The sequence below is a fragment of the Blautia sp. BIOML-A1 genome (assembly GCF_009883055.1).
GTDB lineage: Bacteria > Bacillota > Clostridia > Lachnospirales > Lachnospiraceae > Blautia_A.
In genome coordinates this window covers 35,523-60,883 of the sequence record NZ_WWVR01000012.1, presented here as the reverse complement: position 1 = coordinate 60,883, position 25,361 = coordinate 35,523, and the positions used below count along the sequence as shown (strand labels likewise).

The 25,361-nt window shown below is 43.9% G+C and carries 25 protein-coding genes, 7 tRNA genes and 1 riboswitch; of the genes, 13 read left to right on the top strand and 19 right to left on the bottom strand.

Annotated elements, in window-relative coordinates; genetic code table 11:
- Window positions 1-18: 18 nt before the first annotated feature.
- A complete protein-coding gene (locus GT674_RS07745) occupies window positions 19-237 on the bottom strand; it encodes a FeoA family protein (RefSeq protein WP_161285180.1) in 219 nt (72 codons plus the stop codon).
- Window positions 238-326: 89 nt separating this feature from the next.
- The gene (locus tag GT674_RS07740) at window positions 327-536 is read right to left on the bottom strand and encodes a FeoA family protein (protein WP_161285200.1); all 210 of its coding nucleotides are present in this window, start codon (window positions 534-536) and stop codon (window positions 327-329) included.
- Between the two features lie 392 nt (window positions 537-928).
- On the opposite strand from GT674_RS07740, the gene GT674_RS07735 reads away from it, so the two are divergent.
- Window positions 929-1,303: a metal-dependent transcriptional regulator gene (locus tag GT674_RS07735; protein WP_161285179.1), complete on the top strand. Its 375-nt coding sequence runs from the start codon at window positions 929-931 to the stop codon at window positions 1,301-1,303.
- A 53-nt stretch (window positions 1,304-1,356) separates the two neighbouring features.
- Here the strand turns inward: GT674_RS07735 and GT674_RS07730 are convergent, their stop codons facing one another.
- The 4 genes from GT674_RS07730 to argC are packed head-to-tail and all read right to left on the bottom strand — an operon-like array spanning window position 1,357 to window position 5,802.
- Complete coding sequence (locus GT674_RS07730) at window positions 1,357-2,553, bottom strand: aspartate aminotransferase family protein (protein ID WP_161285178.1); 1,197 nt, start codon at window positions 2,551-2,553, stop codon at window positions 1,357-1,359.
- The gene (gene argB, locus GT674_RS07725) at window positions 2,540-3,436 is read right to left on the bottom strand and encodes an acetylglutamate kinase (RefSeq protein ID WP_161285177.1); all 897 of its coding nucleotides are present in this window, start codon (window positions 3,434-3,436) and stop codon (window positions 2,540-2,542) included. The genes GT674_RS07730 and argB overlap by 14 nt, the downstream gene beginning before the upstream one ends.
- 53 nt (window positions 3,437-3,489) lie before the next feature.
- On the bottom strand, window positions 3,490-4,713 hold the full coding sequence (argJ, locus tag GT674_RS07720) for a bifunctional glutamate N-acetyltransferase/amino-acid acetyltransferase ArgJ (protein ID WP_161285176.1): 1,224 nt from the start codon (window positions 4,711-4,713) through the stop codon (window positions 3,490-3,492).
- 48 nt (window positions 4,714-4,761) lie between these two features.
- A complete protein-coding gene (gene argC / locus GT674_RS07715; RefSeq protein ID WP_161285175.1) occupies window positions 4,762-5,802 on the bottom strand; it encodes an N-acetyl-gamma-glutamyl-phosphate reductase in 1,041 nt (346 codons plus the stop codon).
- 418 nt (window positions 5,803-6,220) lie between these two features.
- On the opposite strand from argC, the gene GT674_RS07710 reads away from it, so the two are divergent.
- The 4 genes from GT674_RS07710 to GT674_RS07695 all read left to right on the top strand — a co-directional run bounded on the left by GT674_RS07710 (window position 6,221) and on the right by GT674_RS07695 (window position 11,497).
- Window positions 6,221-7,453: an argininosuccinate synthase gene (locus tag GT674_RS07710; RefSeq protein WP_161285174.1), complete on the top strand. Its 1,233-nt coding sequence runs from the start codon at window positions 6,221-6,223 to the stop codon at window positions 7,451-7,453.
- 191 nt (window positions 7,454-7,644) lie between these two features.
- A riboswitch (purine riboswitch) is annotated at window positions 7,645-7,742 on the top strand.
- Window positions 7,743-7,807: 65 nt separating this feature from the next.
- A complete protein-coding gene (locus GT674_RS07705; protein ID WP_161285173.1) occupies window positions 7,808-9,088 on the top strand; it encodes an amidohydrolase family protein in 1,281 nt (426 codons plus the stop codon).
- A gap of 36 nt (window positions 9,089-9,124) precedes the next feature.
- Entirely contained in the window at window positions 9,125-10,501 is a 1,377-nt protein-coding gene (locus GT674_RS07700) for an NCS2 family permease (protein ID WP_161285172.1), read from the top strand.
- An 84-nt stretch (window positions 10,502-10,585) separates the two neighbouring features.
- On the top strand, window positions 10,586-11,497 hold the full coding sequence (locus GT674_RS07695) for a DMT family transporter (protein WP_161285199.1): 912 nt from the start codon (window positions 10,586-10,588) through the stop codon (window positions 11,495-11,497).
- A 47-nt stretch (window positions 11,498-11,544) separates the two neighbouring features.
- On the opposite strand, the gene GT674_RS07690 is transcribed toward GT674_RS07695, so the two are convergent.
- The gene (locus GT674_RS07690; RefSeq protein WP_161285171.1) at window positions 11,545-11,934 is read right to left on the bottom strand and encodes a metal-dependent transcriptional regulator; all 390 of its coding nucleotides are present in this window, start codon (window positions 11,932-11,934) and stop codon (window positions 11,545-11,547) included.
- A 267-nt stretch (window positions 11,935-12,201) separates the two neighbouring features.
- Entirely contained in the window at window positions 12,202-12,936 is a 735-nt protein-coding gene (locus GT674_RS07685; RefSeq protein ID WP_161285170.1) for a hypothetical protein, read from the bottom strand.
- A 275-nt stretch (window positions 12,937-13,211) separates the two neighbouring features.
- Here GT674_RS07685 and GT674_RS07680 point away from each other — a divergent pair.
- The 7 genes from GT674_RS07680 to GT674_RS07650 all read left to right on the top strand — a co-directional run bounded on the left by GT674_RS07680 (window position 13,212) and on the right by GT674_RS07650 (window position 13,861).
- Window positions 13,212-13,286 (top strand) — tRNA-Pro (locus GT674_RS07680).
- 33 nt (window positions 13,287-13,319) lie between these two features.
- Window positions 13,320-13,390 (top strand) — tRNA-Gly (locus GT674_RS07675).
- 24 nt (window positions 13,391-13,414) lie between these two features.
- Window positions 13,415-13,488, top strand: a tRNA-Arg gene (locus GT674_RS07670).
- Between the two features lie 5 nt (window positions 13,489-13,493).
- Window positions 13,494-13,567 (top strand) — tRNA-His (locus GT674_RS07665).
- 10 nt (window positions 13,568-13,577) lie between these two features.
- Window positions 13,578-13,649: transfer RNA gene (locus GT674_RS07660), tRNA-Gln, on the top strand.
- Window positions 13,650-13,660: 11 nt separating this feature from the next.
- Window positions 13,661-13,733, top strand: a tRNA-Lys gene (locus GT674_RS07655).
- A 46-nt stretch (window positions 13,734-13,779) separates the two neighbouring features.
- Window positions 13,780-13,861 (top strand) — tRNA-Leu (locus GT674_RS07650).
- A 122-nt stretch (window positions 13,862-13,983) separates the two neighbouring features.
- On the opposite strand, the gene GT674_RS07645 is transcribed toward GT674_RS07650, so the two are convergent.
- From GT674_RS07645 to GT674_RS07595, 11 genes are all read right to left on the bottom strand, one after another.
- Window positions 13,984-14,634: a fibronectin type III domain-containing protein gene (locus GT674_RS07645; RefSeq protein ID WP_161285169.1), complete on the bottom strand. Its 651-nt coding sequence runs from the start codon at window positions 14,632-14,634 to the stop codon at window positions 13,984-13,986.
- 99 nt (window positions 14,635-14,733) lie between these two features.
- Complete coding sequence (locus GT674_RS07640; protein ID WP_161285168.1) at window positions 14,734-15,213, bottom strand: metallophosphoesterase family protein; 480 nt, start codon at window positions 15,211-15,213, stop codon at window positions 14,734-14,736.
- The gene (locus GT674_RS07635; RefSeq protein ID WP_161285167.1) at window positions 15,210-15,794 is read right to left on the bottom strand and encodes an XTP/dITP diphosphatase; all 585 of its coding nucleotides are present in this window, start codon (window positions 15,792-15,794) and stop codon (window positions 15,210-15,212) included. Before GT674_RS07635 ends, GT674_RS07640 begins: the two co-directional genes overlap by 4 nt.
- On the bottom strand, window positions 15,794-16,945 hold the full coding sequence (locus tag GT674_RS07630; RefSeq protein ID WP_161285166.1) for a THUMP domain-containing class I SAM-dependent RNA methyltransferase: 1,152 nt from the start codon (window positions 16,943-16,945) through the stop codon (window positions 15,794-15,796). The genes GT674_RS07635 and GT674_RS07630 overlap by 1 nt, the downstream gene beginning before the upstream one ends.
- The gene (gene yfcE, locus GT674_RS07625) at window positions 16,942-17,487 is read right to left on the bottom strand and encodes a phosphodiesterase (protein ID WP_161285165.1); all 546 of its coding nucleotides are present in this window, start codon (window positions 17,485-17,487) and stop codon (window positions 16,942-16,944) included. The genes GT674_RS07630 and yfcE overlap by 4 nt, the downstream gene beginning before the upstream one ends.
- Before the next feature lie 41 nt (window positions 17,488-17,528).
- Window positions 17,529-18,272, bottom strand: coding sequence for a DeoR/GlpR family DNA-binding transcription regulator (locus GT674_RS07620; RefSeq protein WP_161285164.1), 744 nt, complete (start codon window positions 18,270-18,272; stop codon window positions 17,529-17,531).
- Window positions 18,273-18,425: 153 nt separating this feature from the next.
- The gene (locus GT674_RS07615) at window positions 18,426-18,683 is read right to left on the bottom strand and encodes an HPr family phosphocarrier protein (RefSeq protein ID WP_161285163.1); all 258 of its coding nucleotides are present in this window, start codon (window positions 18,681-18,683) and stop codon (window positions 18,426-18,428) included.
- Window positions 18,684-18,743: 60 nt separating this feature from the next.
- Complete coding sequence (locus GT674_RS07610) at window positions 18,744-20,654, bottom strand: PTS fructose transporter subunit IIABC (RefSeq protein WP_161285162.1); 1,911 nt, start codon at window positions 20,652-20,654, stop codon at window positions 18,744-18,746.
- A gap of 15 nt (window positions 20,655-20,669) precedes the next feature.
- A complete protein-coding gene (gene pfkB / locus GT674_RS07605) occupies window positions 20,670-21,581 on the bottom strand; it encodes a 1-phosphofructokinase (RefSeq protein ID WP_161285161.1) in 912 nt (303 codons plus the stop codon).
- A 209-nt stretch (window positions 21,582-21,790) separates the two neighbouring features.
- The gene (locus GT674_RS07600) at window positions 21,791-22,099 is read right to left on the bottom strand and encodes a rhodanese-like domain-containing protein (RefSeq protein WP_161285160.1); all 309 of its coding nucleotides are present in this window, start codon (window positions 22,097-22,099) and stop codon (window positions 21,791-21,793) included.
- Between the two features lie 145 nt (window positions 22,100-22,244).
- Entirely contained in the window at window positions 22,245-22,433 is a 189-nt protein-coding gene (locus GT674_RS07595; protein WP_161285159.1) for a hypothetical protein, read from the bottom strand.
- A 514-nt stretch (window positions 22,434-22,947) separates the two neighbouring features.
- Here GT674_RS07595 and GT674_RS07590 point away from each other — a divergent pair.
- Window positions 22,948-25,356: a CDP-glycerol glycerophosphotransferase family protein gene (locus tag GT674_RS07590; RefSeq protein ID WP_161285158.1), complete on the top strand. Its 2,409-nt coding sequence runs from the start codon at window positions 22,948-22,950 to the stop codon at window positions 25,354-25,356.
- The last annotated feature ends 5 nt before the right edge of the window (window positions 25,357-25,361 follow it).

Genomic DNA, 25,361 nt, shown 5'->3' with positions numbered 1-25,361 from the left:
TAATCCCTCTTTGTATCTTTATTTTACCTGTACGCACTGAGCATCATTTTTTCTTACTGATAACTCATAGCCTCTTACAGTGATCTCAACAGGATCTCCAAGCGGAGCAACTTTTCTGATATAAATTTCGCTTCCCTTGGTGATTCCCATATCCATAATACGTCGCTTGTATGCACCATCTCCTTCAATCTTAGTTACCGTAACGGTGCTTCCGACTTTTGCCTCACCTAAAGTCATTTTTTGTCTCCTTTCCGCATAACATATCAAACTAGCATCTCATATCCTGCCGGTTCCCCTGTATATGGTACCCGCAGCTTTGAAGGGCATCATATCATAATATGTCTTGCCATATCTGAGTTGACTGCTACTCTTGCATCTTTGACATTGACGATCACATTTCCGCTGATCGCAGACACTACTGAAATTTCTGCCCCTGTTACAAATCCGAGATTTGCGAGGAATCTTCTTGTTTCTTCGTTTCCACCAATCTTCTGGATCGTGTTCGGTTCGCCGATTCCGGCCATTGTAAGTGGCATCATGGTATCTACTCTTCTTTCTGTGATGATAATTTTTTTCGTTAAAAAAATTCACAGCTTAAGGCTGCTTCCTTTTTCTGTAAGTTAGTATATTCTAACGTAAGTAAGCTGTCAAGTACTTTTTTTCGTTACATAAAACTTATATTCGTTTCAATTAACTAAAATTCGTAATATATAACACTCTTCCTTTTATTTTCCTGAATTATCTGTATTTTTATTGTGAGAAATGCAAGAATATGCTATTATAGAATTATCGTAACTGTGAGGGTACTGAACAGTTACGAATTATTATAAGCAATACGAAATTAGATAATTGGTAACTATTCAGAAGGTAACATCCTCTACAGTTACGATAATTGTATAATTTCTTTCAGCAGAATTGGGGTGTAAGAATGCATACAAACGAATCCGCCGAAAACTATCTGGAAACAATCCTTATTTTAAGCAAATCACATCCGGTTGTACGTTCCGTAGATGTTGCTGTTGAACTCGGCTTCAAGAAATCCAGCGTCAGCGTTGCCATGAAGAAGCTTCGCGAGACGGAGCAGATCACAGTTTCCCCTGAAGGGTATCTTTATCTGACCGAATCAGGACGTGCCATTGCAGAAAAAATCTACGAGCGTCATCTTTTTCTTTCCGAATGGCTTACAAAACTGGGAGTGGATCCGACTGTTGCTGCAAGTGATGCATGCAAGATCGAGCATGTGATAAGCAGCGAAAGTTTTGAAGCGATCAAGAAACATATAGATCTTAACCGCGTAAAATAACAGACATATCTGAGACGAAGTAATTTTCTGTCAGACAGAGCAAGAGCCCGGCATTAAGCCAGGCTCTTTTCTAATTTCTCGATCATTTCATCGATATGTTCTTTTGTGATAATAAGCGGAGGAACAAGACGCAGCACATCACTTCCTGCCGAAATAACAAGAAGACCGTTCTCCAGTGCCTTTGTTACAACACTTCCCACAGATGTACCCTCTATCACAAGTCCCTGCATAAAACCTTTTCCACGGCGGGCAGCAACAACCGGATACTTATCCACAAGTGCGTTCAGTTTTTCCTCCAGATACGGTGTCAATTCCTGCACATGATCAAGAATCTTATCCTGTTCAAAAATATCAAATACCTTGCTGACAGCTGCACATACAAACGGATTTCCTCCATAAGTGGTTCCGTGATCTCCTGGTACCAGAGATGCCGCGGCAGCCTTTTCACCCAGAACAAATGCGCCTACCGGAACTCCACAGCCAAGTGCTTTGGCGCAGGTCATGATATCTGGTTTTACATCGTATGCCTGCCATGCAAAGTAAGAGCCTGTACGTCCCATACCACACTGTATTTCATCAAAGATCAGAATGATATCCTTTTCATCACAGACTGCTCGAAGTCCCTCCAGGAATTCCTTCTCTGCCGGATAGATTCCGCCTTCACCCTGCACAACCTCTGTGATGATCGCACAGGTCTTATCTGTGATCTGTGCTTTGACGCTTTCCAGGTCATTAAAATCGGCAAATTTCACGCCACCGATCAGAGGCTCGAAAGGCTCTCTGTAATGCTCTGTTCCTGTCACAGAAAGAGCTCCCATGCTTCTTCCATGGAAAGAATGGTTCATCGCGATAATTTCATATTTCTGTGCTTCTTTGCCATATTTGGTATAAGCATATTTACGTGCTGCCTTGAGTGCACCCTCAATCGCCTCTGTACCACTGTTTGTAAAGAAAGCTTTGGAAAGTCCGCTGACCTTGATCAGTTTCTCTCCCGCCTCACTCATCGGCTCATTATAGTAAAGATTGGAGATATGCGTCAGCTTGTCAATCTGTGCTTTCAGAGCCTCATCATATTCCGGATAATGATAGCCCAGTGCATTTACTGCAATTCCTGCTGCGAAATCAAGATATTTCTTTCCCTCTGTGTCATAGAGGTAACATCCCTCTCCATGATCAAACATGACCGGGAAACGATTGTATGTATGCAGAATACTTTCTTCTGCATGGTTCATCTGTTCATTCATGCTCATTATAATATTTCTCCCCGTCTTCTCTTAAAATAGCAGTACCGATACCTTTGTTTGTAAAGATCTCCAGAAGGAGACTGTGTGGAATACGTCCGTCCAGAATATGTACTCTGTTTACGCCCTCTTCGATCGCGTCGATACAATTCTGCAGCTTTGGAATCATTCCGCCGCCCACATAGCCTTCACTGATCAGTTTCTCAGCTTCATGTACATGTAATTCAGAAATCAGAGTGTCCGGATCATCCTTATCCTTATATACACCTTCAATATCAGAAAGGAATACCAGTTTCTCAGCATGAACTGCTTCTGCGATCGCACATGCCGCATCATCTGCATTGATGTTATAAGAATCAAAATTTGCATCATATCCGATTGGAAATACAATTGGCAGGAAGTCTTTTTCGAGAAGATCATGAAGAACTTTCGGATTCACCTTCTCGATATCCCCTACGAATCCAATATCCTCTCCTCCGGAGAGTTTCTTATGGCACTGAAGAAGACCGCCGTCTTTTCCGCTGATACCAACCGCCTGTACACCAAGAGATTCTACCAGTGCAACCAGTTCTTTATTCACTTTTGCAAGAACCATTTCCGCAATCTCCATCGTATCCTTGTCTGTCACACGAAGTCCATTGACGAAACGCGGCTCCATTCCTACCTTGTTTACCCAGCGGCTGATTTCCTTGCCGCCGCCGTGAACGATGATCGGTTTAAACCCGATCAGTTTCAGAAGAACAACATCCTTGATCACATTTGCCTTGAGAGTTTCATCAACCATTGCACTTCCGCCGTATTTTACCACCACGATCTTACGGTTAAAACGCTGAATATAAGGAAGTGCCTCGATAAGTGTTTCTGCCTTGTCCAAATATTTCTGATTTACCATTTTTCATTTCTCCTCGATTCCATTATTTATAACTGCTGCCGCTGTCTGATATCCTATGATCTGTAATCCGCATTGATCTTGACATAATCATAGGTAAGATCGCATCCCCATGCAGTGGCACTGCAGTCGCCCATCTTGATGTCTGCGATCGCTGTTACGGCATCTTCGGAAAGAATCTTTGTCGCTTCTTCTTCACTGTAGTCTACTGCCACACCATTTTCGATGATCTGGATCTTTCCTGCTTTACTTTCAAAATAGAGATCTACTTTTTCCGGATCAAACTGTGCTCCCGAATATCCCATTGCACAGAGGATTCTTCCCCAGTTTGCATCATGACCATAGATTGCCGCTTTCGTAAGAGAAGAAGTAACAACTGACTTACTCAGGGTCACAGCCTGTTCCTTACTCTCCGCTCCGATGATTTTTACCTCGAACAGGGCAGTCGCACCTTCGCCGTCCCCTGCAATTTTCTTCGCAAGTGTGGTATTGATATAATTCAGTGCCTCACAGAACTTCTGATAATCTTCATTTTTCTCACTGATCTCAGGATTTTCTGCCATTCCGTTTGCCAGAAGAAGCACCGTATCATTTGTAGAAGTATCTCCGTCAACAGACACCATATTGTAGGTATCCTTAACATCCTGGCTCAGTGCCTCCTGGAGAAGCTGTTTGGTAATGCATACATCTGTCGTGACAAATCCAAGCATGGTACACATATTCGGATGGATCATTCCGGATCCCTTGCACATACCGCCGATGGTAACCGTCTTTCCACCGATCTCGATCTGCACAGCAACTTCCTTTTCTCTGGTGTCTGTAGTCATGATCGCTTTTGCCGCTTCATTTCCTGCTTCCAGAGTTCCCTGAAGCTTCGGTGCCATTGCTTTGACACCATCTGAAAGTTTCTCGATCGGAAGCTGCATTCCGATCACACCCGTAGATGCAACCAGCACACTGTTTTCATCTACCTTCAGTGTCTCTGCTGCTGCTTTGGCAGTTGCCCGGCAGTAGCTGAAGCCTTCTTCTCCTGTGCACGCGTTGGCAATGCCACTGTTGCAGATGATCACCTGTGCTGTCGGATGTTTATATACGATCTCCTGGTCCCATTTTACCGGTGCAGCTTTTACAATGTTGGTTGTGAAGGTTCCTGCTGCCACACATGGCTTCTCACTGTAAACCATTGCCATATCCGTTCTTCCCTGATATTTGATCCCGGCTGCCGTTGATGCCGCCTGAAAGCCTTTCGCTGCGGTAACTCCACCTGTGATAATTTTCATAATATATTTCCTCCTCGTTATATGAAAAGTGCTCCGCTTTCTTTGTATTTACGGAAGCATCGGAATCTGATGAAGACCTTCCGCCTCATCAAAACCAAACATCAGGTTCATATTCTGTACAGCCTGTCCTGCAGCACCCTTTACAAGATTATCCATTGCTCCCATCATGATGATACGTTTCGTTCTCGGATCGATCTTGAAATTAACATCTACATAGTTGCTTCCTTCTACACATTTTGTCTGCGGACACACATCTTTATCCAGAACACGCACAAATGTCTCATCTTCATAATATTTGTCATAGACTGCCTTCACTTCCTCATAGGAAACTTCTTTCTTAAGAGAAGCATATGCAGTTATCAGAATACCTCTGTTCATTGGGATCAGATGCGGTGTAAAGTTGATCAGAACTTCCTGTCCGCATGCATATCCAAGCTGATCCTCTATCTCCGGAGTATGTCGGTGAGTTGCCACGCCATATGCTTTGATATTTTCATTTACTTCGCAGTAAAGATTGGCAACCTTGGCTCCTCTTCCGGCTCCTGAGGTACCGGATTTCGCATCAATGATGATCGTATTCGGATCGATCAGTCCTTCTTTGAGAAGCGGATAAACAGATAAAGTAGAACAGGTAGGATAGCATCCCGGATTTGCGATCAGTCTTGCCTTCCTGATCTCCTCACGGTTGATCTCGCACAGACCATAAACCGCTTCCTCAATAAACTGAGGAGATTTGTGCTCGATGCCGTACCATTTTTCGTATTTCTTTACATCCTTGATACGAAAGTCTGCACTCAGGTCAATAACCTTAGCTTTAGAAAGGATCTCTTCATTAACAAGAGAAGCACAGAGTCCCTGCGGTGTTGCCGTAAAGATCACATCTACCTCGTCAGCCAGTGCTGCCATATTATCATCCATACATTGCGCATCGATCAGTCTGAAAAAATTCTGATATACATCTGCGTATTTCTGATCAATATAGCTTCTTGATCCATACCATGCCACTTCTACTTCCTTATGTCCAAGGAGCAGTCTTGCCAGTTCATTTCCTGCATAACCGGTTGCTCCAATGATTCCTGCTTTTATCATTTTCTTTCCTCCTGAATCACTAATCAGCAGTTATCTCCTGTCCATAACTGCCTGAGACTTTGTATTTTTATACAATCCTCTCGTGTAAGTTGTATAGATTATACATCTTCGTTGCATAATATGCAATATATATTTTCATGGTTTTCATGCCTGATTTTTGTGATTTTATCCAATTTTATCATGTGTTTCCTATTTAAATATTATCTTGCCACAAAAAAATTTTTTTTATTTTTTTTGCATATTGCTATTGCATATTTATAACAATTGTTGTATATTAACTATTGTCAAAGCACGACAGAACCCATTTCTTTGCTTTACCACTAAGTCACACTAAAGCAAAGAATTCTTTATCATTTATCATAACAAATATTTACGCATCTGCCAAGTGCGAAGCGTTATTTTTCAGGAGGAATATATTATGAAAGAAAAAGTTGTACTTGCATACTCAGGCGGTCTTGACACCACAGCACTGATCCCATGGCTGAAAGAAACATTTGATTACGAAGTTATCTGCTGCTGTGTAAACTGCGGACAGGGTAACGAATTGGATGGCCTGGATGAGAGAGCCAAACTTTCCGGTGCTTCCAAGCTGTATATTGAAGACATCGTAGATGATTTCAGTGAAAACTATATCATGCCATGTGTACAGGCCGGTGCTGTATATGAACACAAATATCTGCTCGGAACTTCTATGGCACGTCCTGCTATCGCCAAAAAGCTTGTCGAAATCGCACGTAAGGAAAACGCCGTTGCCATCTGCCACGGTGCTACCGGTAAAGGTAACGATCAGATCCGTTTTGAACTGGGTATCAAGGCACTTGCTCCTGATATCAAGATCATTGCTCCATGGAGAATGACAGATGTATGGACCATGCAGTCTCGTGATGACGAGCTTGCATTCTGCCAGGCTCATGGAATCAATCTTCCATTTGATGCAAGCCACAGCTACAGCCGTGACCGTAACTTATGGCACATCAGCCATGAAGGTCTGGAACTTGAGGATCCTTCCCAGGCTCCGAACTATGACGACATGCTTGTTTTAAGCGTGACTCCTGAGAAAGCACCTGACAAAGAAACAGAAATCACCATGACTTTCGAAGAGGGCGTTCCGAAAACAATCAACGGAAAGGCCATGAAGGTTTCCGAGATTATCACTGAGCTCAACCGTCTCGGCGGCGAAAACGGCATCGGTATCATCGATATCGTAGAAAACCGTGTTGTCGGTATGAAATCCCGTGGTGTATATGAAACTCCTGGTGGAACTATCCTGATGGCAGCTCACGAGCAGCTTGAAGAACTGATTCTTGACCGTGATACAATGGAAGCCAAGAAGAAACTTGGAAGCCAGTTTGCACAGGTTGTATATGAAGGAAAATGGTTCACACCACTTCGCGAGGCAATCCAGGCATTTGTAGAATCTACTCAGAAATATGTGACCGGTGAAGTCAAATTCAAACTTTACAAAGGAAACATCATCAAAGCCGGCACTACATCTCCATACAGCCTGTACAACGAATCTCTTGCATCCTTCACAACCGGTGATATGTATGATCACCACGATGCAGACGGATTCATCACCCTGTTCGGTCTTCCGCTCAAAGTTCGTGCAATGAAATTACTGGAAGTAGAACAGAATAAAAACAACAAATAATCTTCTTTCTTATTTTCCGGCAGTCTGAATGATCAGACTGTCGGAATTTTTTTCTTTATTCTGCATATAGAATTTTATAGGTTTTTTTTGTATATTATTACCCGCAAAACTGATGATTTTGTATTTGACAGAAAACATTTCCTAATTTATAATAATTTTATAAACAAAAACCGTAACTGTTCTGCATCTTTACAGTTACACAACATCAAACTTATATAGGTCCATAATTGGTTGGACGTTTCTACCAACTACCGTAATAGTTGCATCTATAAGTTTCTTTCGGGGAACTTTTCGGGCATAAATATTCGGTATTTTTTTTGTCTGGAAATCCCCGACAAAAAGGAGGTAGCCCATATGAAACCAACCACATTTGCCATCAGAGGTGCCGTCTGCTTCAGTACAGCACCAGAGAAACTGACCTGCTTTGAAAATGCTTTTGTCATCTGTCAGAACGGTCGCACCGTCGGTGTTTTTCCACAGCTTCCGGCACAGTTTGACGGAATTCCTGTCAGAGATGTCGGTGAACAGCTTGTCATTCCCGGAATGAACGATCTTCATCTTCATGCCCCACAGTATGCATTTCACGGTATGTACATGGATCTGGAACTGCTGGAATGGCTGAATCAGGTCACCTTTCCTGAAGAAGCCCGGTACAGAGATCTTTCCTATGCCAGGAAGGCTTATTCTATCTTTGCCGAAGATCTCCAAAAAAGCTCCACCACCCGTGCCTGCATATTTGCGACTCTGCATGTGGAAGCCACTGAACTTCTGATGGATCTCATGGAAAACACAGGTCTCAGAACCTATATCGGCAAGGTCAACATGGATCGCAACGGAACTGCTGAACTTCAGGAAGAAAGTGCTGCTGTTTCCACGAAAGATACAATCCGCTGGATCAATGACACTGCTGAAAAATACGAGAATGTAAAACCGATTCTCACACCACGTTTCACGCCTTCCTGCACAGATGCGCTTATGCATGCACTGGCAGAGCTTCAGAAAACTTATGGTCTTCCGGTACAGTCCCATCTTTCCGAGAACCAGAGTGAAATTGCCTGGGTGCACGAACTGTGCCCAAATACTTCTTTTTATGGAGAGGCATATGATCAGTTTGGGCTTTTTGGCGGTATCAACTGTCCGACGATCATGGCACACTGCGTTTACAGTTCAGATGCCGAGATCTCTCTCATGAAAAAACGTGGAGTATTTATCGCACACTGTCCACAGTCCAACACCAATCTTTCTTCCGGTATCGCCCCTGCAAGGCGCTATCTTGACGAGGGACTTCGCATTGGACTGGGTACAGACATCGCAGGCGGGCATTCTCTGTCTATGCTTCGTGCGATCGCTGATGCGATCCAGGTATCCAAGCTTCGATGGAGACTTGTGGATGATTCCCTGAAACCACTTTCACTGGAAGAAGCCTTTTATATGGCTACTATGGGAGGTGGGGCTTTCTTTGGAAACGTCGGAACTTTTATGGAAAACTATGAGTTTGATGCTCTCATCCTGGATGACAGTATTCTGCGCCATCCCCAGCCATTAACGGCAAGGGAGCGGCTTGAACGGCTGATCTATCTTTCGGATGACAGATGCATCACCGGAAAATATGTTTCCGGAAATAAAATCTTTTAGTACACAGACTGTGTACTGTATGAAGGGGGTATTTATATGAATCTCGACAAACTTTTTCACCTGAAGGAAAACCACACGGATGTCAAAACTGAAATCATGGCGGGAATCACTACGTTCATGACAATGGCTTATATTCTTGCCGTAAATCCCAACATCCTGTCCGCTTCCGGCATGGACCGCGGCTCAGTCTTTACTGCCACCGCGCTATCCGCTTTCATCGCAAGCTGCCTGATGGCACTCCTGTCCAATTATCCATTCGTTCTCGCTCCTGGAATGGGTCTGAACGCATACTTTACTTACACAGTAGTCCTTGGTATGGGATATACCTGGCAGCAGGCTCTCTCAGCAGTATTTGCTGAAGGTATCATCTTCATCCTGCTCTCCCTCACCAATGTACGTGAAGCGATCTTCAACTCTATCCCGATGAACCTGAAACATGCTGTATCTGTAGGAATCGGACTGTTTATCGCATTCATCGGACTTCAGAATGCCAAGATCGTTATCGGAAATGATTCCACTCTGGTAAGCATCTTTTCCTTTAAGACTTCCATGTCCGATGGAACATTTTCCTCCCAGGGTATCACAGTCCTTCTTGCGCTGATTGGAATCCTGGTCACTGCCATTCTTCTTGCCAAGAATGTCAAGGGCGGCATCCTCTGGGGTATTCTGATCACCTGGATCCTCGGTATCATCTGTCAGCTCACACATCTTTATGTGCCGAATGCTGACCTTGGATATTACAGCCTGCTTCCTGATTTTTCAAACGGAATCTCCATTCCAAGCATGGCTCCGACCTTTATGAAGATGGACTTTTCGATTGTATTTTCACTGGATTTCGTAGTCATCATGTTTGCATTCCTGTTTGTAGATATGTTTGATACTCTCGGAACCCTGATCGGCGTAGCTTCCAAAGCCGACATGCTTGATAAAGATGGTAAACTTCCTCAGATCAGAGGGGCACTGCTCTCTGACGCTGTCGGAACAACCGTAGGTGCCATGTGTGGAACCTCTACCGTTACAACCTTTGTAGAAAGTGCTTCCGGTGTTGCAGAAGGCGGACGCACAGGTCTTACCGCCCTGACCTCAGGTATCCTGTTTGCACTCTCTCTTCTTCTCTCACCGATCTTCCTGGCAATCCCTTCCTTTGCCACAGCACCGGCGCTGATCATTGTTGGTTATCTGATGCTGACCTCTGTTACAAAGATCGACTTTGATGATATGACAGAAGCTGTTCCATGCTTTATCGCAATCATCGCAATGCCGTTTATGTACAGCATTTCCGAAGGTATCTCCATGGGAGTTATCTCCTACGTGATCATCAATGTAGTCACAGGAAAAGCAAAAGAAAAGAAGATCAGTGTACTGATGTATGTTCTTGCTGTTGTATTTATTCTGAAATATATTTTCCTGTAAATTCAGGAGCATTTATGGGGCATCCAGGTGCCCCATAAAATATTTTATAACCACGAGGAGACATTTATTGTGAAAAAAGAAACCATTTCTGTCAGAAATTCTCTTCTTCTTTTACTGACAGCAACTATCTGGGGTGTAGCTTTTGTTGCTCAGAGTGTCAGCATGGACTACATCGGAGGATTTACTTTTAATGCCATTCGAAATCTTATGGGATCTGTTACTCTTTTACCTGTCATCTGGGTACTCGGCAGGACAAAATCCACCGGGGCAAAGGCTGAAGCTTCCCCGGCAGAGCGCAAAACCTTACTCACCGGAGGCATCTGCTGTGGTATTCTGCTCTGCCTTGCAAGCAATTTTCAGCAGTTTGGAATCAAATATACCACCGTTGGAAAAGCCGGTTTTATCACTGCCTGTTACATCATCATTGTTCCCATACTCGGGATCTTTCTGAAGAAAAAATGCAGTTCCTTCATCTGGATCGCGGTGATCCTTTCCCTGTGTGGCCTGTATCTTCTCTGCCTGACACCAGGTGAGGGCTTCGCCATCGGAAGGGGCGAACTGCTCGTCCTGATCTGTGCGGTACTTTTTTCTCTTCATATTCTGGTCATCGATCATTTCTCGCCTCTGGTGGACGGAGTAAAAATGTCATGCATACAGTTCCTTGTCTGCGGCATCCTCTCCGGAATTCCGGCACTGCTCTTTGAAAGCCCGGATCTCAGTGGCATTCTTGCTGCCAAGATCCCGCTCCTCTATGCCGGAGTCCTGTCCTGCGGTGTTGCCTACACTCTGCAGATCGTCGGTCAGAAAAACATGAATCCTACCGTAGCCTCTCTGATCCTCAGTCTCGAATCCTGTATCTCTGTGATCGCCGGATGGCTGATCCTGGGACAGAGTCTGAGCGGACGCGAGATTCTGGGCTGTGTGCTGATGTTCGGTGCGATCATCCTCGCTCAGCTGCCTCAGAAAAAAGCAACCTGCAACACCTGTATTTCATAAAAAGAAGGTCATCACTTTCAGATTTCTCTGATTGTGACGACCTTCTTTTATTTCGTATCCTTTAAATTCTCACCTTTCGCGGTCAGATGTTCTTTGATCTTTTCAAAGCTTTCATCGCTGACATCATGCTCCATCTTGCAGGCATCTGCTCTGGCATTCTCAGGTGTAACTCCAAGTCCCTCAAGCATCCTGGTCAGAACTGTATGTCTTTCATAAATTCTATGTGCAATCTCTGCGCCTTTCTCAAGCAATGTAACTGTACCATAACGGTCCATTGCGATATAGCCATCTTCTCTTAATAACTTCATTGCATGACTGACACTTGGCTTTGAAACCCCCAGCATAGATGCAATGTCAACAGAGCGCACTCCTTCGCCTTTTTTGGATAAAACCAGAATCGCTTCCAGATAATCCTCCGCTGATTCTCTAATCTGCATAAAAATACCTCCCACTTATGCTATCCTATCATAAAAATCGACATATTTCAACTCTCATGGCGGTTATATAGATAACTGTTGTAACTGTTCACAGGTAATATTCCGCGAGGTGTTTTGTCATGTATATGACAAAATCCCGAGACATACGGGGCAAAATGCCATCACCGAAGGTGATTTGGAATGCATTTTGACCAAGTTACTGCGAACGGAGTGAGCAGTAACTAACTGTTTTTATCATTAAGATTGCTGCCATTCTCTTTACAATTCCTATTTATCATCACCTGTCAGGCGCAGGACATCTCGGATCTCATCTACTTTCATGTCAAGAATGATCGCAAGTTCATCTATACTGAATGCATTTTTATCATCTTCATCATCATTCAGTTCCCGAACAGCACTTTCCAGTTTTTCTACTCTGGCCACCAGGCTGTCATCTGCAAATTTTCTCTGGGTCTGTTCCTCCAGAACCCTGATAAGACCTTTTCTTACCTCTCCCATGAGCCATTTTTCATCTCTTAATTCCGTTCCGGCCTCTCCCAGTGCCTGAATCAGGGATAAATTGGCCTCCTGGATCAAATCCGCAAGAAAAATCTCCTCGGCATTCATATCCGCTGCCATCCTTGCAGTTTCTTTCATATAATGGGCTGTAAGAGCCTGTAATGCTTCCTGATTTCCCTCTGCAAGTCCTGCAAAAGCCTGCTTTGTATCTATGGAAAGCTCCGGAAGCTCTGAAAGATAATCCTTAAAATATGCTTCTTCTTCCGGAGTCAGCGGAACCTTCTTATACTTTGGTTCTTTTGTCTCTTCTGCAGCCGTTTCTTCCATTCCCTCAATCTGAATTCCCTGTGAAGTCAGATATTTGAGTACTCCAAGGAGCTGACTCTTATCAAGCTCCAGTCCCGCAAAAGTATCTCTGATCTGAACAGTCGTGAGAGAATTCTCGTTTTCTCTGGCAACAGACTGTATCTCTTTTAATTTGTTCTGAAATTCCTGTACGTTCATTTTGTATCTCCCTCTGATTTGAGTGTCCTGTTCTGCAACTGTCGTGGTATTGCATAATCATTTTTATTGTATCATTTTCATAGATTTTTTCCAACCAGAAGCGACATCAAAGTAATTTTTTTTGCCCGCAAACCCGCATAAAATAAGGCTTTGCGGCGTTTCGAAAATTTTTTTAAAAAAATTTCAAAAAAGTTGTTGACATTTGGATATGCCTAATATATAATATGTCTTGCGTTGAGCGACAGAGCGAAGCGCAAACAACTAAATACCGTTAGCGGGGTGTGGCTCAGCTTGGCTAGAGCGCCTGGTTTGGGACCAGGAGGCCGCAGGTTCGAATCCTGTCACCCCGATGCTGTAAACAACTTTTACCGTTTCAGCGAATTGCGGGTGTAGTTCAATGGTAGAACACCAGCCTTCCAAGCTGGATACGTGGGTTCGATTCCCATCACCCGCTTCTCTGTAAGCGAAGCAGAGAAATGTGTCTGTAGCTCAGCTGGATAGAGCAACGGCCTTCTAAGCCGTGGGTCGGGGGTTCGAATCCCTTCAGGCACGCTGTGGTGGGTATAGCGCAGTTGGTTAGCGCGCCAGATTGTGGCTCTGGAGGCCCAGGGTTCGAATCCCTGTATCCACCCTTTCGCCTTTGGGCTATCGCCAAGCGGTAAGGCACAGCACTTTGACTGCTGCATTCGCTGGTTCGAATCCAGCTAGCCCAGTCTAATACTATGGGATATTAGCTCAGTTGGTAGAGCACTTGACTTTTAATCAAGTTGTCCGGGGTTCGAATCCCCGATGTCTCATTTGGAACACTATCACTCATATGATAGTGTTTTTTATTACTCTTCTGCGGATATGGCGGAATTGGCAGACGCGCCAGATTTAGGTTCTGGTGTTTTGTGACGTGCAGGTTCAAGTCCTGTTATCCGCACACGAAAGAAAATGGTTTGTATAAGTTCTTCTTCAGACTTATACAAACCATTTTTTAGTGGTGGATTACCAGTGCAACAGCTATAACACTGACTTATTATTCGCTGCACCGGACTTCAGACATTAATAATAATAATATGTATGAGTATAAAATGCACTGATCGGAAGATTCCATTTTCCTCCATTTACATTTCTGTAAGGAATCAGTTTAAAATAAGTATACCCTGATAATCCTGTAAGTTTACAGGATGTCGCACCTCCTGACAATGTCTTGTAGAGGGAATATCCTGAATTTTTTGATTTTGACCTATACAGTCTGTATCCATTGGCTCCATAAAGCTTTTTCCATCTGATTGTCATATTTCTGCCGGAACTATTGCCCGCAGATACATTTCTTGATGAACATACATATTTCTGAGTTGCTGTACTGAACGCTCTGTTTCCATTATAATCATAAAAATATGCACTTACCAGTACACGGTTTACCTTGTTTCCATCTCTGTTTATTGTATAATAAACTTCGGAATACTCGCTTGCATAATTCTCATCAATATATACTTTCTTGACAGCTCCGGTTACCAAATCATAATATTTGATCAGATAGCCGTCCGCATCACTCTGTGTTTTCCACTGTACCCTTAATTTGCCATTGCCGGAATATCCGCAATATGTCACCCGCGGTTTGGATGGGGCATACGCACTTACCGGAACCTGTACAGCTAATACAAGCATTACTGCCAGTAATACCGCCATTAATTTTTTCAATTTTTTCATATATTCTCCTTTCCATACTTTCTGAATATTATTTCCACCACCTCTTTTATTTCCTCAACTTAAGAGTAACTTTTTTATTGTGTAGTGTCAACCTGATTTTCACAGATATCTGATTTCCGCTGTCATTTTACCCTTCTCATCCATCTCCAGGACAGCGTAGCTTGGTCTTTTGCCCCTTTGTCTGGGATAGGTAAGACTTCCCGGATTAAGGGTCAGAATACCGTCTATATCCTCCAGAAACGGCTTGTGAGTATGTCCAAAAAGAGCAATATTACATCCGCGGTCCCTGGCCTCATCTACGACTCCTGAAACATCCATGGAGACACCATAATAGTGCCCATGAGTGACAAAAATCCTGTTGTTTCCCACCTCTATGATCTCTTCTCTTGGAAGGTCTGAGAAGAAATCATTGTTTCCGGAGACAATATGGCAGGGACATTCTATAAATGCTTCTATAAAAATCTCTCTGCCCTCTACATCCCCACAGTGGATCAGCATATCAAACGGTGTTTCCTGCATAACCGCCTGTTCCAGATTTTCATCTCTGCCATGGCTGTCACTGACTACAAGGATTTTCATCGAAGTACGTCCTTAATAGCACGCAGAGCCTTCCCTCTGTGGCTGATCTTATTTTTCTCTTCCATGGAGAGTTCTGCCGAAGTACAGCCATATTCCGGAAGATAAAAGATTGGATCATAGCCAAAACCATTCTCTCCTCTTTCTTCGTATCCGATTCTTCCTTCCATCGCTTCTCTCACAGTTCTGATGTTTCCATCCGGAAAGGCAGCTGCAATGGCACAGACAAATCTTGCCGTTCTCTCTTCATCCGGAACCCCCTCAAGACGTTCGATCAGCTTTGCGTTTTTGATATGATAGGAAGTATCCTCTCCCATGTAGCGGGCAGAGTAAATTCCAGGCTCTTTGTTCAGATGATCGATCTCAAGTCCTGAATCATCTGCAAGAACGATCTCTCCTGTCAGATCACAGATTGCCTTTGCCTTGATCTGTGCATTTTCCTCGAATGTCTTTCCATCTTCTACAATGTCAGCATGAATTCCGGCATCCTTTAAAGAAAGAAGTTCAATATCAAGATCTCCGAGAATTTCACGGATCTCTTTCATTTTTCCCTCATTTCCTGTAGCAAAAATTACTTTTTTCATCAGTCTTTCCTCCTCTTTGGCGGCTTCGGACCAAGGAACTGATAGTAATAAGTCTTCAGCATACCATTATAGATCTTGCGGTTTTTGTCTGCTTTTTTTCCAATATCGTTTTCTGTATGATCATAAGATGTGATCAGATACATGGACCATTTATCCAGACGACGGAAGCTTTCTCCAATCTCACGGTACAGTGCCGGAAGTGCTTCTTTTTCTTCCAGACGCTCACCGTACGGTGGATTTGTGATAATGAATCCATATGGCTTCGGATGGCTCAGATCTTTGACTGCTCTCTGCTGAAAATGAATCAGCTTGTCCACTCCTGCCATCTTTGCATTGGAACGTGCTGCCTTGAGTGCCTCCGGGTCAATATCATAACCCTGAATATCTGTCTCAATATCAAGATTTACGCGGTCCTGAGCCTCTTCCAGGGCATCGTACCAACATTTACGCGGAACAAGATGCTTCCAGTCCTCCGCAAGGAAAGAACGGTTCATTCCCGGTGCCATGTCCGCAGCCATCATTGCCGCCTCGATCGGGAAGGTTCCACTTCCACAGAAAGGATCGACCAGAATTCTCTCTTTGTTCCACGGAGTCAGCATGATCAATGCAGAGGCCAGAGTCTCTGTGATCGGAGCCTTAACTGTCATCTGACGATATCCCCTCTTATGAAGAGAAACACCGGAAGTATCAATTCCAATCGTTGCCACATCCTTCATAAAAGCGACACGGATCGGGAAACTTGCTCCGTCCTCCGGAAACCAGGAGATTCCATAAACACTTTTGAGTCGTTCTACGATCGCTTTCTTCATGATCGACTGAATATCCGACGGGCTGAACAAGGCACTCTTTACGGAGTTTGCCTTTGCCACCCAGAATTTTCCATCCTTCGGAATATAGTCTTCCCACGGAATTGCCTTTGTCTTTTCAAACAATTCATCAAAAGTTACCGCCTTGAATTCTCCTGTCTTGAGAAGAATACGCTCCGTAGTACGAAGGAACATATTTGCCTGTGCGATCCCATCCGCATCTGCCAGAAAAGTAACCTTTCCATCCTCTACTTTTCTGATCTCATAACCAAGATCCAGGATCTCACGCTTCAGAACCGCTTCCATTCCAAAATGACAGGGTGCGATCAGTTCCATATATTTCATGCAAGCCTCATTTCCTTGATGATATTTCCATCAAAATCTTTAATTGTAAATACTTTGTCCTCCAGCACCGCGTAGGTCGGTGGATTTCCTTCCTTCGGAATCGATACAGATCCCGGATTCAGAAGAATATATCCATCCCTCTGCTCTGCCTTGAGAACATGTGTATGTCCGTGAATAAGGATATCTCCCTCCCGGAAAGGCGGAAGATTATTTTCATTATAGACATGTCCATGTGTGGCGTAGAAAGTCAGTCCGTCAATTGCCAGAATGCAATAATCTGCCATTACCGGAAAGTTTAAGACCATCTGGTCCACTTCTGCCTCACAGTTTCCCCGCACTGCATAAATATCATTCTTCATCTCATTGAGCATTGCGATCACTTCCTTCGGCGCATATTCCTTCGGAAGATCGTTTCTTGGTCCATGATAGAGCAGATCTCCCAGCAGTACCAGTCTTTCTGCTTTTTCTTCTCTGTATGCCTCCAGCATTTTCCGGCAGAAAAATGCTGAACCATGTACATCTGATGCAAACATGTATTTCATAATAATTTCTCCTATCCATTTTTTTTCAGTATATCATTCTTTTATTCCACTTTCAAAACATTTCCGCATTCCTGATACTCTTCCGGAATCTTCTCTGTCAGAATGTGCATATGTGCAAATTCTTCGAATGTCACCGAGCTGACCTGTCCAAACTTGGAGCAGTCTGCAAGAACATACGCATCCCTGCACTGTCTGACTGCCTTTTCCTTCACAAGTGCCTCATTTGTATCCGGTGTGGTAAAGCCTTCTCTCTTTGTGATCCCGTTCGTTCCAAAAAATCCTTTGGTAAAATGATACATCGAAAGCATTTTGATGGCCTGACTCCCGACAACCGCCTCTGTGGAACTCTTAAGTTCTCCTCCGATCAGAAAAACATGAATCCCCATCTTGGCCAGTCTCTGTGCATGAGAGACCGCATTCGTCACAAAGGAAGCCTTGGTTCCCTCCAGATAATCCAGAATCAGCCCTGTAGTCGTTCCTGCATCCAGGTAAACAAAATCATCTGCCTTTATCAGGCTGGCCGCATATTCTGCGATTTTCTCTTTTTCCTTTTTGTTCAGTTCTGATTTCTGGGCTACAGTCGGTTCATATGCCGTTACTTTGCGCTCCAGCACTACTGCCCCGCCAAATACTTTGGTCAGTCTTCCGGCCTTGTCAAGAGCTGTGATGTCTCTCCGCACGGTGGACTCAGATGTATCGAGGATATCTTTTAATTCTGTGACAGTGATGCTCCTCTTTTCCTCCAGAAGTTTCAGAATAATTTCATATCTTTGTTCTGTAAGCATAGTTTGCCCCCAATTACTTTTGTATTTTTATTATAACAGAAACAGGAGATGACTGCATCATCTCCTGTTTCAAAAGTCTGATATTCATTCTTTCTGTGATTGTAACTGTTCAGTACTCTCGCGGGATATTACCTTTTGAATAGTTACCTGTAATTACAGATTTTCCTGCATGAATTTGCTTACTGCCTCATATGCAGCCTCTTCATCTGCTCCCTCAAAGGTAAAGGTAATTTCATGGCCTTTCTTAACTCCAAGTCCCATCAGTGCAAGGAGTTTTCTGCAGTCTACTTTTTTGCCGTCTTTTTCGATAGATACAGTAGATTCAAATCCTTTGACAAGCTTTACAAGTTCTCCTGCCGGACGAGCATGGATTCCTTCGTTGTCTGTAACTACATACTTAAATTCTTTCATTTCTATATCCTCCATTTTTTTATTTTGATCATATCGTTTCTGTCATGACCGACAGAGTATTTATGCTACTTTTTTCTTTAATATACCAAGTAAAACTGCTGAAACTACGGTTCCGACAACAAGTGCTGCCAGATACATAACTGCATTTCCTACTACCGGGAATACAAAGATTCCACCGTGAGGTGCCATCAGAGTACAGTTGAATGCCATGGACATCGCACCGGCCACTGCTGATCCGATGATACAGGAAGGAAGTACATGCAGAGGATCTGATGCTGCAAACGGAATCGCACCTTCCGTGATAAACGCAAGACCCATGATAAAGTTTGTAGGACCTGCCTCTCTCTCCTCTTTTGTGAACTTATCCTTAAACAGCAGGGTTGCAAGAGCGATCGCACACGGAGGTGTCATACCGCCGATCATAACTGCTGCCATAATATCATAGTTGCCTGCTGCAATAGCGGCTGTACCAAATACATAGGCTGCCTTGTTGAACGGGCCGCCCATATCAATTGCCATCATTCCGCCTAATACAATACCTAATACTACTTTACTTGAACTTCCCATACCTGTCAAGGCGTTGTTAAGCCCCGTATTGATACCGCCCATGATCGGCTCTACAATGAAGGTCATCAGTAAGCCCATAAGCAGGATTCCCACTACCGGATAAATAAAAACCGGAGCGATTTTTTCCAGTGCTTCCGGAAGCTTTTCGCATACTTTTCTAAGAGCGAGGATCAGATATCCTGCTGCAAAACCTGCAAGCAGGGCACCAAGGAAACCTGATTTACCGCTGGCTGCCATCATTCCACCTACCAGACCAAGTGCAAGTGCCGGCCTGTCACCGATTGCCATGGCAATAAATCCTGCCAGGATTGGAAGCATAAAGCCAAATGCGGTGCCGCCGATTCCTTTAAGCAGTGCTGCTGCCGGTGTGATCGTACCAAAGTTTGCTCTCTGATCTGCCGGAAGGGAATTAAGATCTATGCTCAGCCCATCGATCAGGAAGGCGATCGCAATCAGAATACCACCGCCGACAACCAGTGGAAGCATATGAGATACACCATTCATCAGCTGCGTATAAATCTTATGTCCTGCACTGCCGCCGGATTTTGCAGCCGCTGAAGATGAGGAAGCTGCTGATACATGGTAGATTGGAGCATCACCATTCAGTGCTCTCTCGATCAGCTGATCTGCTTTGCTGATTCCGTCAGATACCTGGCATTCAATGACTTTCTTTCCATCGAAACGATCCATCGGCACCTGTGCATCTGCAGCTACGATAATGCAGTCTGCCTCTGCAATCTCACTGTCTGTCAGTACATTCTTGGCTCCACCGGAACCTCTTGTCTCGATCTTGACGAAACAGTTCTTTGCTTTGGCAGCTTTCTCGATTCCCTCTGCTGCCATATAGGTATGTGCGATACCCGTCGGACAGGAAGTAACCGCAAGGATCTTTGCCTGTGTTCCCTCTGCCGAACCTGTATCTGCAAGTCTCTCATCAATATCTTTCTTCTCACTGTCAGCCTTATCAATGATGTCCATAAACTCATCTACGGAAGAAGCATTTCTGAGGGATTCTGTAAATTCTTCATCCATCAGCATCACCGAAAGTTTACTGAGTACATCCAGATGAATGTTATCCTCTGTATTTGGTGCTGCGATCAGAAACAGTAATGTTACCGGCTCATCATCCAGTGCTTCAAATTCCACACCATTTTTGATGACCATTGCAGCAAGTCCCGGTTTCTTAACTGCATCACATTTTCCATGAGGAATGGCAATTCCCTCTCCGATTCCTGTAGTGCTTTCTTCTTCACGTAAGTATACCTGTTTGCGGTAAGCTTCACGGTCGCTGATCTTCTCACTCTTTACCATGAGATCAACAGCCATATCCAAAGCTTCCGATTTGCCTTTCGGAGCCGCAGTCAATGACACGCTCCGTCTGTCAAGCAGATCTGTGATCCTCATCCCTTTCTCCTCCTTTTATCTTTGCGTTACCTGGCGGTAAACTTCTTCAATTTCTTTCCTTGTCGCAAGATTCTCTGAAAAAGCACTTGCACTTCCTGCTGCAATTCCCATATGGAATGCATGTTCATAGTTCTTTTTCTCCATCCAGCCAGCTACAAAACCCGCTACCATGGAATCTCCTGCACCCACTCCATTTACCAGAGTTCCCTTCGGAGCCGGTTCCTCGAACACCTGTCCATCTTCAGAAACCAGGACGGCTCCTTCTCCTGCCATGGAGATCAGCACATTTCTTGCACCCTTTTCCTGAAGCTTCTTTCCGTACGGGATCACATCTTCTCTTGTCTTTAATTCTACGCCGAAGATCTCGCCCAGCTCATGATTGTTTGGCTTTACCAAAAACGGATGATACTTAAGGACGTTGACCAGAAGATCTTTCGTTGCATCTACTACGATCATTACACCCTTTCCGTCCAGTCTTGCCATAATCTGTTCATACATATCATCCGGCATGGAGGATGGAATACTTCCCGCCAGGAAAAGCACATCGCCCTCTCCCAGTGTATCCAGCTTCTCCATCAGTTGTTCTACTTTTTCTTTCCCGATCACCGGTCCTGCACCGTTGATCTCTGTCCCGTCAATGGATTTCAGCTTTACATTGATTCTGGAAACTCCGTCTCCGATCTGAATGAAATCTGACTTTACTCCCATTTCCTGTAATCTTCGGATAATCTCATCGCCCACAAAGCCGGCTGTAAATCCAAGTGCGGTATTTCCAATCCCAAGATTCATCAGGACTGTAGAAACGTTGATTCCCTTTCCGCCCGGAAGCATCAGTTCTGAACTTGTCCTGTTGGTCAGACCCAGTTTAAAATCCTCCACAGATACGATATAGTCCAGAGACGGATTAAAAGTTACTGTACAGATCATTCTCTGCTCCCTCCCGTTCCTCTTTCTCATTTGTGGCTTTAGTATAACGTCAGAATCAATCAAAGTCAATCAAACTATTTCACAGAATTATTGATTGATTTTGGTTTATATTGCACAAAAAAGCGTGTTTTCGAGTCACCTCTGACCGAATCCGTTCATATTCAGTCAGAGGGTTACGGAATAGTTACGGAATACTACATTCTGAATTGTTACGAAACATCAATATTTCTTCCTCTGTATGCTGCAAATCCGCCTGTCACAGAGCTTGTTTTATACCCTCTTCGGGCAAACTCTCTGGCAGCTGCCATACTTGCACCTCCTCTGTCGCAGTAAAAAACAAGGAACTTATCCTTTGGAAATGCATATCCACCTTCCAGTTCCTCATATGGTACATTGACTGCTCCCTTTATGTGACTTCGCTCATAAACACTGTGTTCTCTTAAATCTATGATCCACGCATCCGGCTGCCCGACAAAATAATCGAGCATCTTTGCAGAAATGGTTTTGATAGGCGACATGGCAAACTTTCCTTTTTCTTTATCATATGTAGGAATTCTGTTCCTGCAACCATCTGCGTTTTATATGAAAACAGGCTTCGCAGTTTCGCGAAGCCTGTCTTCTGCTTTCAGAAGGGAAAAGAGTTGCCTGAAATTCTGTTTTATATTATTTTTTGTCGGAGTAATCGTCCTGTTCTCTGTTGTATGCACTGGATGCTTTGTTGCGGGATGTGTTTTTTGAAGAATTTGCAGAACTGTTTTTACCGCAGTTCTGGCTGTCTACCGCATTTCTGGAAGTTGTTTTGTCAGTACTGTAGTTGCCTGTTTTGTTCTGATTTTCATAATTTTTTGCCATTTTAATATTCCTCCTGGTGTAATCTTGTGACTGCCGGATTCGACAGCCGTTTTTTTATTACATCAGCTATTATTTCTCTTTGCGACAGAAATTATACAGGATTTATAAATTTTCATTGATAAAGAAAAAGGAAATCCCCGGCAGGGGAGCTGCCAGGGATTTCCAGGGGAGTATAAATAATTAAATAAGGGGTTATGTAAAAAAAATTTTTGAAGGGTAAATTCTTTTTACAAGAAAGATTATAATATAATTCCATGAAAAAAGCAATAACATTTCGCGATTTATGCTTTGTATGTTAAGCATAAATATTATCTTTTCCTTTATTTATGAGTCTTTTTGATACTTTTTTTCGCTGATTTTTCTATTTTTGAGCTGATTTTTCGATATTATATACTGTTTCTGTAAACAATTGCGACAAAATAGATGGAATAAACGTGTTAATATTCCCTCCCTGTTCAGAATTCTTTATTTGTGCTAGAATATAAGCTATAAAAAATTTCTACAGGATGATATTATGACAAATTCAACGAATTCATTCAAAAATAAAGTGATACGAAAACTCAAAAGCGGCACCTGGTATCCTTTTTATAACACCTTTTATGAAAAAGTGCCAATCGACCGACGCGAGATTCTTCTTGCGTCCAGAAGCGGAATTTCCCTGGAAAGCAATATTCTGGCCATTCTGACAGAGCTTTCCCGTCCGGAATACCGCAGATTCAAAAAAGTCCTGGCTGTTCAGAAGAATTCCAGGGAACAGATTGAAAAGAAGCTCGCTCACTATCATATTTCTGTGGACAAGATCGTCCATATGAGTACGCCGGATTACTACTATCATCTGGCAAAAGCCGGATATCTCATCAACGATACCACCTTCCCCGGACGCTATATTAAGAAAAAGGGACAGATTTATCTGAATGTCTGGCATGGGACTCCGCTTAAACGAATGGGGCAGGACAATGAAGAAGAACGTTATGATATGGGAAATATCATGCGCAATCTCCTGATGTCTGACTACCTTGTTTTTCCTAATCTATATATGGAAGAAAAAATGTCAGGAGCGTTCAATCTGACCGAACTTTATCAGGGAACTGTTCTGCATGAGGGCTATCCGCGAAACTCTGTTTTCTTTGATCAGGAGCATGGAAAACTACTTAAGGAAACTCTCGGATACCAGGACTGCCAGCTCAGTGTTTATATGCCGACCTTCCGCGGACATACTGATGATGTGGAGGGTGATACTTATGTTGAGCAGGTACGCCGTTATCTTGAAGTTCTGGATCAGGGTATGCAGGATAACCAGATTCTTCTGCTCAAGCTGCATCCTCTTGTTCAGAAGGGGCTCGACCTTGACAGTTACCATCATATCCGTCCTTTTCCATCAGAGCTTGATACCTATGATGTACTGAATGCCTGTGATGTACTGATCACAGATTATTCCAGTGTCATGTACGATTTTGCAAATACAGGCCGCAAGATCATTCTTTTTGCCTATGATCTGGAAGACTATATGGGGCACCGGGGAATGTATGAAGACATCCGTTCTTATCCATTCCCGATCGTCAAGACACCAGAGGCACTCCTTGCGGAGCTTCGAAATCCGGGCGGCAGTGCTGACAGAGAATTCCTTGATAAGTACTGTAGCTTTGATCGACAGCAGGCAGCCCGAAATATCTGCCGCCATGTACTTCTCGGCAAATATCTGTGTCAGGAACACAGGATGCCGGTGACGACGAAGAAAAAAGTTCTTCTCTATGCCGGAAGCCTCAAGCCCAACGGAATCACGACTGCATATTTCAGTATGCTCCGGCACCTCGATACAGATGCCTGTGATTATTATATTTCCTACCGTTCACCATCTCTCAAGGAACATCCGGAGCGTCTGAACGGAATGCCTGAAGGATATCACTACTATCCTCTCGCCACAGAAATGAACCTCGATGTTCTCACCGGAATAGCCCAGATTCTGTATCTCAAATGGGGAATTACCTCCTTTGGCGTACAGAAGCGTCTTCAGAAAGCCTACCGCCGGGAATGGCAGAAACATTTCAGATCAGCCGCCTTCGATCAGGTCGTTCACTACGACGGTTACGAAAACTATATGATCGCACTGTTTGAGCAGGCCCCCTGTATCAGAACCATCTGGGTCCATAATGATATGGAACGGGAAATCCAGGCCAAGGGAAATCCAAGCCTGCCTCTTCTGAAGCATGCATATGCCACCTACGACCATGTTGTTCCTGTCGGCGAAGATATCCGTCCTGCTGTGGAGCGTATCGGCGGCCGGACAGACAATGTGCAGGTGATCGAAAACTATATGGATATCGAGGATATCCGTTCCCGTGCACAGCTTCCACTGACTTTTGATCCGGAAACCAGATCCAACGCTTCTCTTCGAAAGCTTCAGAAGATTCTGGACTGTTCCGATACAAAATTCATCAATATCGGACGATACGCACCCGAAAAGGGGCAGGAGAGACTGATCCGTGCTTTTGATCAGTTCTGGCATACTCATCCAAAGACATGGCTGATCATCATCGGCGGAATGGGTGATCTGTACGAAAGTCTTCGCCGCCTTGCCAGAAGTCTGGATTCCGGGAAACATATCGTACTTCTGAAATCCATGAGTAATCCGATGCCGGTTCTGAGTCGATGTGACTTTTTTATCCTCTCTTCCTTCTATGAAGGACAAGTACTTGTTGTTCCAGAGGCAGATGTACTCGGCCTTCCGGTCGCAGCCTGCGATGTCAACGGAGCCAGATCCTTCCTCAAAGAATATGGCGGTACACTTTTGCCTGACAGTGAAGAAGGAATTCTTCAGGGCATGGAAATGTACGCTGCGGGTGAAATACAGCCTCTTCATGTCGATTACGAAAAAAGAAATCAAAAGATCATTCAGAAATGTGAGGTTCTTTTCCAGGAATGAGGCTC